Here is a 14,005-nt window from a genome sequence, read left to right as displayed (position 1 = left end):
TCTTACTTATTTGTAAGTCATTTAATATTTTTATTTTATGTTGGTAATTATTAAAATATCAATATTTAAACAAATGAAATAACAACAGCAAAAACAAGATAATCTAAAAACACCCCTAAAAACCAGTTAATGCTGTTGTTTTAATTTCATCTATTTACATTATTAAGAGCTTCCTGTTATAACTTAAACCATCATCACAACATTATTCTTTCTCGCATAAATAGTCTTTAAATAACCTTTTGCTGTTATTTATTTTCATCCTATTTTATTCGCTAATTTAAAAAGAATTTAATTGTGAACTTATTACTTATTATTTTTATCACGATGATTATTATAGGTTGTTATTATGACATCACAATCACACTCCACTCAGCCGTTGAGTCAACCTACGGCAAGACCATTGAACCGCAACGACTATAAAACGTTGGGTTTATCCTCACTAGGGGGAACTTTGGAGTTCTATGATTTCGTGATCTTCGTGTTCTTTACGAAAACATTGAGCCACTTGTTCTTTCCCGGTGATAACGCCTTTATTGCACAAATGCAGACATTAGGTATTTTCGCAGCCGGTTATCTTGCTCGCCCTCTGGGTGGCATTATTATGGCACACTACGGAGATATTATTGGTCGTAAACGTATGTTTACCTTAAGTATCTTCTTAATGGCGGTACCAACATTAGTTATTGGTTTATTACCAACTTATGCCAGCATTGGTGTTGCAGCACCATTATTGTTGTTATTAATGCGTATTATGCAAGGTGCGGCTATTGGTGGTGAAATGCCGGGTGCTTGGGTATTTATCGCAGAGCACACACCAAAACAACGTTATGGATTAGGTGTAGGAACATTAACCTCAGGTATTACAGGCGGTATTTTATTAGGTTCCATCGTTGCGATTATCGTTCAACGTAGCTATACCGGCCAAGAAGTGAATGATTTTGCATGGCGTATTCCCTTTATCTTAGGGGGCGTATTTGGCTTAATCTCTGTTTACTTACGTCGTTTTTTACAAGAAACCCCTATCTTTAAAGAGATGGCGGCGAAAAAAGCATTAGCACAAGAAATGCCAGTCGTTTCAGTTATTAAGAACCACAAACAAGCGTGTTTAATTACTGCTGCGTTAACATGGTCTTTATCAACGGCTATCGTTGTCACCATTTTAATGACACCGGGCGTTATTGTTGAAGGGATCTATAAAATTGATAGAACAACGTCATTAGAAGCAAACTGTGTTGCAACATTAACTTTAACCTTAGGTTGCATATTCTGGGGTTGGATTGGTGACAAATTAGGAACGCGCGCTTCAATGACATTATCATGGGGTGGTTTGATTGTTACTGCATTCCATTTCTATGGCAGTTTAGATGCCGCGATGACAGGTTTTCAGTTAGCGTTTAACTATGGTTTGATGGGCTTTTTTGTAGGAGCGATTGCAACTACACCGATTGTTAGCACAAGAGCATTTCCACCATCAATTCGTTTTTCTGGCTTGTCTTTTGCTTACAATATGGCTTATGCCTTATTCGGTGGATTAACGCCAATGTTAACAGGTATATGGTTAGAAAAAACCGCAATGGCGGGTGCCTATTATGTCGCTGGCGTATCATTATTAGCTATTGCAGTCGCTTTCTTACCTTTAGCGCATAAAGGTTGGGCGGCAGTAAAACCCACAACAAGAGAGAAAGATGTTGCATTGCAGATTGATAAAGTGATTGGTTAAGCCTTTATCAATGTATAAATATGTTCTATAAGTATCCCCTTATACAATACCGCCCTTAATGAGGGCGGTATTTTTTTGTGTTTTGCAGTTTTTCTGAATTTTATTACTTTGAAAATCAAAACCTTGAAAAGGTTTTGATTGAACTCTACCCTATTCAAACGTTTTATTTTCTTAATAGGGAATATTTGAAAGCTGATGGCATATCAAAACAGAAAAAACTTTATTATTGGATCTAGTGATTTAAAAAAAGCACAGATATATACACTAAGTACTACACGTAAAACAAAGCTTATCGATATATCAAGACTACAAGGCATACTGCATATCACCGCCGACAAAATGACGGGCAAGCATTATAACCTTACTCAATCTATTGTTGACTGGGCAGCGAATACACCAGAGCTCGATTATGATGGTATAACATATCCTTCAAGGCACTATTTGGGCATGTGTACTGCTTTTTGGGCGAAGAAAGAGCGCCTTGCTCCTTTAGTAGAGCTATCACATTGTTCTATTGATACTTATAGTGATAATAGAAAAGAAAACTTCCCACAAAATTGGTTATATGATGATATTTCAGGAATTGAGATCATTACAGAAACATTGCAATTTGATATTAATATCGACGAATAAACAGCCCAATACTGGGCTGTTTATTAAAGAGCAACGTGTTTACCAAAAAGGTTAGCTTGATGAATAAGTTCCTGCATTTGCTCACTCATTCGTCCATATTTTTTTAATGCATCTATGACATTAAGATTTTTGTCATCATCAAAAAAATACATGCTTGTTAAAAAAGAGACTTTGGTGGTCGAGCTCATATCACCCAGTAAAACTAAGATTTCATCTAAACCATCAATCAACTGGTTACCATTAAACTGAAATATGGGTAATCGATACTCGCCTCCTACTTTAACAGCTAATAGTTTATTTGCTTTCAGGCGGTTATTAATTGTCTGACGTTTGACACCTAAAATTTCGGCGGCTTGGCTAGCTCTACATGTTCCGCCTAATGCTTTTAATTGCTCTGAAAACTTAATAGCCCCTTCATTTAAACGAGCAATTTGGCGTTGTTCCCTTGGCGATATCTCACTGGCACGCTCCAGCTGTGTTTCAAAAATAAGCCTAGCGAGTTCGTTATCTGTCATTTCTAATGCATTAGTTAAACTTTTTTTCTCTGCTAATGTTTCAACTAACTCTTGAGTTAAATTAGCCATTCTTTTAAGAACAGCCATTCTCTCTATTGATAACGCTTGAGGTGAGCTTTTTTGTATTGTGGTATTCATAACGCCTCCTTTACTCTTTACTGATTATATGATGAGTAAAGTGTAAAAAACAAGTACGATTTACATACAAAAAAGGATGCCTTATGGCATCCTTTATTCTTCTTAAGAACCTGTTTTTTTAATGGCAAAAATTACTGTGTCATTTTGCTCAGCATAGGTGCTGTGATCAGCATTAGAACTGCGATAACACCTGTTACAATACCGATTTGTAAGAAGACACTGCTGTAAATTTCTAATGAAGCATGAGCGCTTTGCACATCTTCAGGTACTGCCATTAAACTTGCCACTTTACCTGCAATAATTGCTGCGGCTGCCGAAGTTAAGAACCAAGCGCCCATGATAAAGCCCATTAAACGCTGTGGTACAAGTTGAGCAACCATTGCAAGACCAAGCCCTGAAATCATTAGCTCACCGATACTTTGGAAACCATAACTTGCTACTAGCCACCATGAAGACACAATACCCGCTTCATTTGCCATGCTAGCACCCAGTGGTAACACTAAGAATGCAGTTGCACTTAAGAACATCCCTACGGTGAACTTATATGGCATTGGCAGTTTATCACCCATAAAGTTATACACAGCCGCTAATAGCGGGCTTGCTAACATGATCCAGAATGGATTAAGTGATTGGAATTGCTCTGGTTCAACGCTGAAACCTAACAGAGAGTGTTCAACGTTATGGATTGCGAAGAAGTTTAAAGACGTTGGCATTTGATCGTAAAGAACAAAGAAAACCACTGCTTCAACCATCAATAAGAATGCAACAATCATCTTGCGACGTGCAGCACCTTTCATCATAAAGGTTTCGCGCGCAAAAATTAGAATGATACCTAATGAGATAATTGCTAAAGACCAACTTGCGACTTCATTATTGTGTAACAGCCAAGTCGATAATGCTGTGAGTGCAACGATACCCACCAGCGTTAATAATAATTTTGAATAATTAAGCGGTTCAAAGTCAGGTTTAGAACCTTTATCTTTGATCCAACCACGACAAACCATAAAGTTTGCTAAGGTGATCAGCATACCTACAACGCTTAATGCAAACGCAACATCCCAACCATAATTAGCTGCTAACCACGGTGTTGCTAACATAGATAAGAACGAACCTACGTTGATAGACATATAGTACATCGTAAATGCACCGTCTAATTGCGGATCGTCTTTCTCATAGCATGTTGCTAATAACGAAGATGGGTTGGCTTTAAATAAACCATTACCTACTGCAATCGTTGCAAGTCCCCAATAAATCACGTCTTTATCGTGATCTGAGAATGCCACCATTGCATAACCAATTGCCAGTACGATTGCCCCAAGAATAATAACCCTTTTAGTACCAAGGATTTTATCCCCAAGCCATCCACCGATAGCAACAAAGCCATAAACTAATGCGGTAAATGCAGCAAAAACAGTGATAGCTTCTGCTTCACCCATGCCCAGCATTTTAACCAAGTAAACGGCCATGATCCCTTGCAGACCGTAATAGCCGAAACGTTCCCATAATTCTATTGAGAAGATGAGATAAAACGCACGAGGCTGTTTAAACGCATTCAGGCTCGGTTTTTGTCCATCATCAGGTGTGTTTGCAGTTGACACTAAAAACCTCTAATTATTCTATTATGCCTTTATATTTAGGCTAATTTTTTACAAAAATTTCTTTATTTAAGACAGAGTTAAAGCTCGGTGAATTTCATACTGGATTGTTATTCTTTGAAAAGAGTTCAACGCAGAGAAAAACAAGGTTGGCATTCTATCACTGGAAAGCATAATTATCTAAGAATTATAACTAACTATTGCGTTTTATCATAGTTACAGGCATTTGTACAAAATAGTTATGCGATTAAAAAAACAGCAAACAAAATAACCCACTGATAATCAATAAATTATTTTCTACTTAATTATCCCTATATAAACAATTAAGCTACGCTACTGCTTACCCCTATTTTGCCAAATTATCCCTTATTGAATAACAACGATAAAATAATACCAGTAGCAATTTGTTTTAATTGATTAAAATAACGCCAATAAAACACATTCCTTGACTTAATTTCCATATTTCCTCCATTTTTAACTGTGAAGAAACAGGTAGAATGTCACCATTCCAAATTTTCATTTCAGTATTTCTGATTAGCTAGTTGCCAGTGGGATCACAAAAGTAATGAATAAAAACAAAAATGCTAAAAAAAGAGTTTCTCTCATTATCGCTTTAATCGTCGTAATCGCAGGTGGTTACGCCTATTGGCAATTTAATGCAGCAAAAACAGCGTCGCCTGAAAATAAAGAAGCTCAAGCAACAAACTCACAAAGTCGAGGTACATCTGGATCTCGTCGCCCGCCTTTACCACCAGTTCAAGTTGCAACATCAATACAAGAAGATGTGCCACAATTTTTATCTGCTTTAGGTACAGTAAAAGCCACAAACAGCGTAACGGTTACTAGCCGCGTTGAAGGTCAACTAATGGCATTACATTTCACGGAAGGACAACACGTTCAGAAAGGTGATTTATTAGCTGAAATTGACTCTCGTCCATTTGAAGTTCAATTAGCTCAAGCTAAAGGACAGCTTGCAAAAGATCAGGCTACATTAGCTAATGCGCGTCTTGACTTAGCCCGTTATCAGAAATTAGCAAAAACCAATTTAGTCTCACAACAAGAGCTAGATAATCAGCAAGCTTTAGTAAAACAGTCTGAAGCGAGCATTCGTATTGATGAAGCCTCTATCAGTAATGCACAACTGCAACTCACTTACAGCAAAATCACAGCACCTATTTCAGGTCAAGTGGGTTTAAAACAAGTTGATGTCGGTAATTATATTTCTGGTGGTTCATCTACGCCTATCGTCGTTATCAATCAAATGGACCCTGTTGATGTACTTTTTACATTGCCAGAACAAGATCTAGCGAATGTTATTCAAGCACGTAAAAATAATGCAGATTTACCTGTCACCGCATTAGATAGAAATAATCAATTTGAATTAGCTAAAGGAAAATTATTTAGTGTTGATAACCAAATTGATGCAACAACCGGCACCATTAAATTAAAAGCGCGCTTCCCTCAGCAAGAGACGACGTTATTTCCTAACCAATTTGTCAATGTTCGTCTTTATGTCACCACATTAGAGAAAGCCGTTGTTATTCCAAATGCAGCGCTACAAATGGGTAATGAAGGTCACTTTGTTTGGGTGGTGGATAGCGAAAATAAAGTGAGTAAATTACGTGTTGAAGTTGCCTTACAAAATGCGGAAAAAGTCGTGATAGCTTCCGGTTTATCGGCAGATCAACGTGTTGTCACCGATGGTGTGGATAGATTAACTCAGGGTGCGAAAGTCGATATCGTGACACCAACAGCGCCAAAGACGAAAGAAAATAACCGTGTTGTTGCGGAGAAAGCATAATGACCGAAAAAACACACGGTACAGGCGGGGGGCCATCTCGCTTATTTATTCTGCGCCCTGTTGCAACAACCCTTTTTATGGTCGCCATACTCTTAGCCGGGATTGTCGGCTATCGTATGCTGCCCGTTTCTGCATTACCTGAAGTTGATTATCCGACGATTCAGGTCGTTACTCTCTATCCCGGAGCAAGCCCTGATGTAATGACATCAGCGGTTACTGCTCCACTAGAACGTCAATTTGGACAGATGTCTGGGTTAAAACAGATGTCGTCACAAAGCTCTGGTGGGGCTTCGGTGATCACACTGATGTTCCAATTAACATTACCATTAGATGTTGCAGAGCAAGAGGTACAAGCTGCGATAAATGCGGCGACTAATCTGCTGCCATCCGATTTACCTTATCCACCAATTTACAGCAAAGTAAACCCAGCAGATCCGCCTATTCTAACCTTAGCGGTGACTAGCTCAACATTACCGATGACACAGTTGCAAGATATGGTTGAAACTCGTATCTCGCAAAAGATTTCACAAGTTAATGGTGTCGGTTTAGTGGCATTAGCGGGTGGTCAGCGCCCTGCTGTTAGAGTCAAACTCAATGCACAAGCCGCAGCATCTTACGGTTTAGATAGCGAAAAAATTCGTGTAGCAATTAATAATGCGAACGTTAACTCAGCGAAAGGTAGCCTTGATGGGCCAACTCGCTCTGTGACGTTATCCGCTAATGATCAGATGAAATCATTAGAAGATTACCGCCAATTAATCGTTACTTATAAAAATGGTGCGCCCATTCGTCTATCTGATATTGCAACTATTGAACAAGCACCTGAAAACAATCAGTTAGGTGCATGGGCGAATAATGAGCAGGCGATTATTATTAATGTTCAACGTCAACCCGGCGTTAACGTCATTGATACCACTGATAATATTCGTAATTTATTACCCGATTTAGTCTCCAATTTACCGAAATCAGTGAATGTTGAGATCTTAACTGATAGAACTACAACAATCCGCGCTTCAGTTAAAGATGTACAATTTGAGCTAGGCTTAGCTATCGCCCTTGTGGTGATGGTGATTTATCTCTTTTTACGTAATGGTGTCGCGACCTTAATCCCAAGTATTGCTGTACCACTTTCATTAGTGGGTACGTTTGCCGTGATGTATTTTTGTGGATTCTCTGTCAACAATCTCACCTTAATGGCATTAACCATTGCCACAGGCTTTGTTGTCGATGACGCTATTGTTGTAATTGAAAATATCTCTCGTTATCTCGAACGTGGTGATAAACCGCTAACAGCTGCCTTAAAAGGCGCTGGAGAGATTGGTTTTACCATTATTTCGCTTACCTTCTCTCTGATTGCCGTACTGATCCCACTGTTATTTATGGGTGATATTGTAGGTCGCTTATTTAGAGAGTTTGCAATCACTCTTGCTGTCGCCATTCTAATCTCTGCGGTGGTTTCGCTCACATTAACGCCAATGATGTGTGCTCGATTGCTAAAACCTGAAAATGAAATCAAACACAACCGTTTTGAAATGGCGTGCGAACGTTTCTTTGAAAGAATGATTGCAGTGTATGCAGTTTGGTTAAAACGTGTTTTAAACCACCAATGGATAACCCTTGGCGTGGCACTTAGCACATTGGTGCTGACTGTATTGCTATATATGTTTATTCCTAAAGGCTTCTTCCCATTACAAGATAATGGGCTATTGCAAGGAACCATTGAAACCTCACAATCCATCTCTTATCAAGCAATGGTAGAAAAACAGCAACAGGTCGTTGATAAATTAATTGATGATCCCGCTATTGATAATATTGCTAGTTTTGTGGGCATTGATGGAAGCAACGCAACCTTAAACACTGGCCGCTTGCAAATTACATTGAAGCCTCTTGATCAGCGAGACTCCCGTATTGATGTGATTATTCCTCGTTTACAAGAGCGTATTGCTTCTATTTCAGGAATGACTCTCTATCTGCAACCCACCCAAGATTTAACGATTGATACGCAAGTTTCTCGTACTCAGTATCAATTTACACTACAAGCAACATCATTAGATGAATTGGCTTATTGGGTGCCAAAACTTTCTCAAGCACTAAAAGATAGCCCTGAATTAACTGATATCAGCAGTGATTGGCAAGATAACGGCATGATGGCGTATATCAAAGTGGATAGAGACTCAGCAAGTCGTTTAGGCATTTCAATGAGTGAAATTGATAACGCACTTTATAATGCTTTTGGTCAGCGTTTAATTTCAACTATTTACACTCAAGCCAATCAGTATCGCGTGGTATTAGAACAAGATATTCGTAATGGTGATGGATTACAGGCACTTTCTGCTGTGCATTTAACGGGTAAAGATGGTGCGATGGTACCTTTATTATCTATTGCATCCGTTGAGCAACGCTTAGCGCCACTTTCTATTAATCATCAAGAGCAATTTCCTTCGGCAACCTTCTCATTTAATGTCGCGGAACAATCTTCTCTTGAAGAAGCGGTGAAAGCAGTGAAATTGGCTGAAGAGCAAATTTCGATGCCAAGAGATATCACGACTCAATTCCAAGGTGCGACGTTGGCGTTTGAAAGTGCGCTTTCAAGTACTTTGTGGCTAATTATCGCAGCAATCGTCGCAATGTATATTGTATTAGGTGTGCTATATGAGAGCTTTATTCACCCTATTACTATTTTATCTACACTGCCAACAGCAGGTGTCGGCGCATTATTGGCGTTAATCGCCGCAGGCAATGAACTTGATATTATTGCGATTATTGGGATCATCTTGCTTATCGGGATCGTAAAGAAAAATGCGATCATGATGATAGACTTTGCCCTTGCTGCCGAACGAGAACAAGGTTTAACGCCTTACGAAGCGATTTACCAAGCGTGTTTATTGCGTTTCCGCCCAATCTTAATGACCACAATGGCAGCCCTTTTAGGTGCTCTACCTTTAATGTTAAGTACGGGTGTAGGGGCAGAATTACGTCAGCCATTAGGGGTTTGTATGGTCGGTGGCTTAATTATGAGCCAGATCTTAACCCTGTTTACAACACCAGTGATTTATCTGTTATTTGATAAATTATCGCTCTACATCAACCGTAATAAACACGTCGAGAATAATAACGGGGCTGTATCATGAAGTTCTTCGCCCTCTTTATTCAACGACCCGTAGCAACTACGTTGCTTAGTTTGGCGATTTCGCTATGTGGTGCATTAGGGTTTATGTTGCTCCCTGTTGCTCCATTGCCCCAAGTTGATTATCCGGTTATTAATATTTACGCCTCCTTACCCGGGGCGTCACCAGAAACGATGGCGTCTTCTGTGGCAACACCGCTTGAACGCTCTTTAGGGCGAATTGCCGGTATTGATGAAATGACATCAAGCAGTTCGCTTGGAAGTACTAGCATTACGCTGGTGTTCGATTTAAACAAAGATATCAACACCGCAGCTCGTGATGTACAGGCAGCGTTAAATGCCTCACAAAGTTTGTTGCCTTCAGGTATGCCAAGCCGTCCGCGTTATTATAAATCGAATCCTTCTGATGCTCCGATTATGATCTTAACGCTCACCTCTGATACTCAAAATACAGGGGAGCTTTACGATCTCGCCTCAACACGGTTGGCACAAAAAATCTCACAGATTGAAGGTGTGAGTGAAGTTTCGGTTGGTGGAGGATCATTGCCCGCGATACGTGTCGCCCTCAATCCCGATGCGTTATTTAACCAAAATGTCAGTCTTGATGATGTTAGAAAGGCGATTAATCAAGCAAATGTGCGGCGACCTCAAGGCTTTGTCAATAACGATGAAAGTCGTTGGCAGATCCAAACTAATGATGAACTCAGTAAAGCGGCTGAATATCGCCCTGTGATCGTGCATTACAATCAAGATGCCGTTGTACGTTTAAGTGATGTGGCACAAGTTACCGACTCAGTACAAAACTCGCGAGCCGCAGGAATGAGCGGCGGAGAGCCTGCAATTTTGCTGGTTATTCGTCGTGAAGCGGGTGCCAATATCATTGAAACTGTAAATCGTATTCGTGATGAGCTTCCAGAATTACGTGAGCTTATTCCTGCAAGCGTTGACTTAAAAGTCGCACAAGATAGAACACCAACTATTCGCGCATCATTAGCAGAAGTTGAACGTGCGTTAGCCATTGCTGTGGCACTGGTCATTTTAGTTGTATTCTTATTTTTACGCTCAGGTCGCGCCACGCTGATCCCTGCGGTTGCTGTACCCGTTTCATTAATTGGTACCTTTTCAGCCATGTACCTTTGTGGCTTTAGTTTAAACAACCTTTCATTGATGGCATTAACTGTAGCGACAGGCTTTGTAGTTGATGATGCCATTGTGGTGCTTGAAAATATTTCTCGTCATATTGAGAATGGTTTAAAACCTAAAGAAGCCGCCTTGAAAGGGGTTGGTGAAGTCGCTTTTACTGTCCTTTCAATGAGTATTTCTCTTGTTGCCGTTTTTATTCCATTACTGTTAATGGATGGTCTTGTTGGGCGATTATTTAAAGAATTTGCCATCACCCTAACAACGGCCATTGCTATCTCGCTATTTGTGTCTCTAACGCTAACCCCCATGATGTGTGCGCATTTACTCAAAGGAATGAAACCCAAAGCGCAGTCACATTTACGCGGTTTTGGTAAGTTACTTTTTCGCGCTCAGCAAGGTTACAGTGTCACATTGCAGGCTGCATTGCGCCATCGACGCTGGGTTATGGCCATTTTTCTCGCCACTTTGGGTTTAAATGCTTATTTATACATCAGTGCGCCAAAAACATTTTTCCCCGATCAAGATACGGGTCGTTTGATGGGATTTGTGCGTGCAGATCAGAGTATTTCATTCCAATCGATGAAAGAAAAAATGACCCGTTTTATGCAAGAAATTAATGCAGATAAAGACGTCGATAGCGTAACAGGCTTTACAGGTGGAGGCCGTATTAATAGTGGATTTATGTTTATTTCCCTCAATCCACTGTCAGAGCGTACCGATAGCGCAAATCAAGTGATTAACCGCCTAAGGACAAAATTAGCTAATGAACCCGGTGCCAACCTCTTTTTAATGCCAGTGCAAGATGTTAGGGCTGGTGGACGCCAAGCGAATGCCAGTTATCAATTTACATTATTAGCGGATGATTTAAGCGAGTTGCGTAAATGGGAGCCGATTGTCCGTAAAGCTTTAGGCGAACTGCCCCAGCTTGTCGATGTTAACTCTGATAAAGAAGATAAAGGTGCTGAAATGGCACTGACTTACGATCGCGATACTATGTCGCAATTAGGTATTAACGTCAGTGATGCCAATAATTTGCTGAACAATGCTTTTGGTCAACGTCAGATCTCTACCATTTATGCGCCGTTAAATCAGTATAAAGTCGTGATGGAAGTCTCTGAGCAATATACACAAGATGTCTCTGCGTTAGATAAAATGTATGTAGTCAATAATCAAGGTGAGCGCATTCCATTATCTGCATTTGCAAGTTGGTATCCGGCAAATGCGCCATTAAGTGTTAATCACCAAGGATTATCTGCATCTTCAACTATTGCCTTTAATATTCCTGAAGGCTATACATTAGCTGATGCAATTGATTCTATTGAACGCACAATGACAGAGTTAGGTGTGCCTAATACCGTCAGAGGGACTTTTGCAGGTACAGCACAGATTTTCCAAGAAACCATCAAATCACAGCTTATTCTTATCTTAGCGGCGATTGTAACGGTCTATTTGGTATTAGGTGTGCTGTATGAAAGCTATATTCATCCGCTAACCATTTTATCTACCCTACCTTCTGCGGGTGTAGGCGCTTTATTAGCATTACAGCTTTTTAATACGCCTTTTAGTCTAATTGCACTTATTGGCATTATGTTGCTGATTGGTATTGTGAAGAAAAACGCCATTATTATGGTGGATTTTGCAATTACTGCTCAACGTGAAGGCAAATTGTCGGCTAAAGAGGCCATTATTCAGGCTAGTCTACTGCGTTTTCGTCCTATTATTATGACAACGCTTGCCGCATTATTTGGGGCATTGCCATTAATGTTAGGTAGTGGAGATGGTGCCGAGTTAAGACAACCTTTAGGAATAACAATTGTAGGTGGTTTATTAATGAGCCAACTACTAACCCTTTATACAACCCCTGTTATTTATCTATTTTTTGATGGATTGCGTGAACGTTGGCAACAACGACGTATCAGCAAAAAAGAGGCAAATGCATGAAATTGAGAAGCAAGCTGTTCTTAGTGGTTTTCGCTACTTGTATGGTGGTTGTTCTCGCCATGCATATTGGTATCCGTGGTAGCTTCCAGCAAGGATTCATTGGTTATATCAAGAAAAACAGTGAACAGCGTGCAACTCTTTTGGCAGAAGCCTTAACTGAACAATACGCTTTAACAGGAGATTGGCGTTTTCTCAATAGAGATGATCGTTCTCTTTATCAAATATTACGAAGTATTGACCAAATAAGCCAAAGCACTGAAGGCCCTCCACCAAAAGGCTGGCGCACACAGTTTTGGATCGTTGATAAAAACATGAAGCGCTTATTTGGTCATGACAATCAATTTCCCGCAGAAACATTTAAAAAACCCATTACTTCTCATAATGAAATTGTGGGTTGGGTGATTGTCAGTGCCGCAGATAAAATCAGTAGTGAAGCGGATATCAGTTTTGATAAACAACAACTGCGTACAAGCTGGATAATTGCAGGTTTAACGGTTCTTTTAGCTTTATTTATTACACTGATCCTTTCTCGCAATATGATACGCCCTGTTAAACGCCTCGTTGAAGCGACACATAAATTAGCAGCTGGTGATTTTTCTGTACGAGTAACGCCTACAAGTAAAGATGAAATCAGTCAACTCGCTATCGACTTTAATCAACTTGCCAGCACACTAGAAAAAAATGAGCAAATTCGTCGCGATTATATGGCTGATATCTCACATGAATTGCGGACTCCTCTTGCCATTTTAAAAGGCGAGCTTGAAGCGTTACAAGATGGTGTCAGAAAACCCACAACAGAAACGCTAAACTCCCTTTTATTTGAAGTTACAAATCTGACAAAACTGGTTAATGATCTCCACCAGCTTTCATTATCAGATAGAGGCTCTTTAACTTATCGTAAAGATTTTATTGATATTAATGAGGTGATTTTGTTGGCTGTGGCTTCTTATCGCCACACATATCAAACTAAAGATATTACGCTACTCACCGAGTTAGATGATTTATCGCCACTCATTGTACAAGCCGATCCTGATAGGTTGATCCAGCTTTTCCATAATCTGCTAGAGAATAGCGTGCGCTATACTTATTCGGGTGGTCAATTACATATCAGCACCCATAAAGGGCAAAACCATGTTCTTATTGCATTAGAAGATAGTGCTCCGGGGCTTGATAGTGCTCAATATGAAGTTGTTTTCCAACGTTTTTATCGTGCAGAAAACTCACGAAATCGTGCAAGTGGTGGTTCAGGTTTAGGTCTTGCGATTTGCGAAAATATCGTTGAAGCTCATAATGGTAAAATAAGTGCTATGCCTTCCTCTTTAGGTGGCATGAAAATCCTTATAGAATTACCCGCATATTCTGATGATCTTTAAGCCTATAACCATTGAGCCA

8 protein-coding genes are annotated in these 14,005 nt (G+C 39.8%); 6 read left to right on the top strand and 2 right to left on the bottom strand.

What is annotated here, in order from left to right; translation table 11 throughout:
* Positions 1-346: 346 nt before the first annotated feature.
* Positions 347-1,720 (top strand): MFS transporter, encoded by a 1,374-nt coding sequence (locus GWJ01_RS18245; RefSeq protein ID WP_161711440.1) that lies wholly within the window; start codon positions 347-349, stop codon positions 1,718-1,720.
* A 195-nt stretch (positions 1,721-1,915) separates the two neighbouring features.
* The gene (locus GWJ01_RS18240; RefSeq protein ID WP_161711439.1) at positions 1,916-2,353 is read left to right on the top strand and encodes an RES domain-containing protein; all 438 of its coding nucleotides are present in this window, start codon (positions 1,916-1,918) and stop codon (positions 2,351-2,353) included.
* 23 nt (positions 2,354-2,376) lie between these two features.
* Here GWJ01_RS18240 and GWJ01_RS18235 read toward each other — a convergent pair whose 3' ends face one another.
* Positions 2,377-3,006 (bottom strand): DNA-binding protein, encoded by a 630-nt coding sequence (locus GWJ01_RS18235; protein WP_161711438.1) that lies wholly within the window; start codon positions 3,004-3,006, stop codon positions 2,377-2,379.
* A gap of 131 nt (positions 3,007-3,137) precedes the next feature.
* Positions 3,138-4,604 (bottom strand): dipeptide/tripeptide permease DtpA, encoded by a 1,467-nt coding sequence (gene dtpA, locus GWJ01_RS18230; protein ID WP_161711437.1) that lies wholly within the window; start codon positions 4,602-4,604, stop codon positions 3,138-3,140.
* 562 nt (positions 4,605-5,166) lie between these two features.
* On the opposite strand from dtpA, the gene GWJ01_RS18225 reads away from it, so the two are divergent.
* Genes GWJ01_RS18225 through baeS form a run of 4 tightly spaced genes read left to right on the top strand, consistent with a single transcriptional unit; the run spans position 5,167 to position 13,986 of the window.
* Positions 5,167-6,402 (top strand): MdtA/MuxA family multidrug efflux RND transporter periplasmic adaptor subunit, encoded by a 1,236-nt coding sequence (locus GWJ01_RS18225; RefSeq protein ID WP_161711436.1) that lies wholly within the window; start codon positions 5,167-5,169, stop codon positions 6,400-6,402.
* Entirely contained in the window at positions 6,402-9,533 is a 3,132-nt protein-coding gene (locus GWJ01_RS18220; protein WP_088495281.1) for an MdtB/MuxB family multidrug efflux RND transporter permease subunit, read from the top strand. The genes GWJ01_RS18225 and GWJ01_RS18220 overlap by 1 nt, the downstream gene beginning before the upstream one ends.
* Entirely contained in the window at positions 9,530-12,613 is a 3,084-nt protein-coding gene (mdtC, locus tag GWJ01_RS18215; RefSeq protein WP_161711435.1) for a multidrug efflux RND transporter permease subunit MdtC, read from the top strand. The genes GWJ01_RS18220 and mdtC overlap by 4 nt, the downstream gene beginning before the upstream one ends.
* Positions 12,610-13,986, top strand: coding sequence for a two-component system sensor histidine kinase BaeS (gene baeS / locus GWJ01_RS18210; protein ID WP_161711434.1), 1,377 nt, complete (start codon positions 12,610-12,612; stop codon positions 13,984-13,986). Before mdtC ends, baeS begins: the two co-directional genes overlap by 4 nt.
* Positions 13,987-14,005 lie beyond the last annotated feature (19 nt).

The organism is Proteus sp. G2618 (assembly GCF_009915995.1).
Classification (GTDB): domain Bacteria; phylum Pseudomonadota; class Gammaproteobacteria; order Enterobacterales; family Enterobacteriaceae; genus Proteus; species Proteus terrae.
This window is presented reverse-complemented; position numbering and strand designations above follow the sequence as displayed.

Coding starts and splice junctions, on each gene's coding strand:
- mdtC (WP_161711435.1), top strand. CDS start 9,530: ATGAAGTTCTTCGCCCTCTTTATTCAACGACCCGTAGCAACTACGTTG.
- baeS (WP_161711434.1), top strand. CDS start 12,610: ATGAAATTGAGAAGCAAGCTGTTCTTAGTGGTTTTCGCTACTTGTATG.
- GWJ01_RS18220 (WP_088495281.1), top strand. CDS start 6,402: ATGACCGAAAAAACACACGGTACAGGCGGGGGGCCATCTCGCTTATTT.
- GWJ01_RS18245 (WP_161711440.1), top strand. CDS start 347: ATGACATCACAATCACACTCCACTCAGCCGTTGAGTCAACCTACGGCA.
- GWJ01_RS18225 (WP_161711436.1), top strand. CDS start 5,167: ATGAATAAAAACAAAAATGCTAAAAAAAGAGTTTCTCTCATTATCGCT.
- GWJ01_RS18240 (WP_161711439.1), top strand. CDS start 1,916: ATGGCATATCAAAACAGAAAAAACTTTATTATTGGATCTAGTGATTTA.
- GWJ01_RS18235 (WP_161711438.1), bottom strand. CDS start 3,006: ATGAATACCACAATACAAAAAAGCTCACCTCAAGCGTTATCAATAGAG.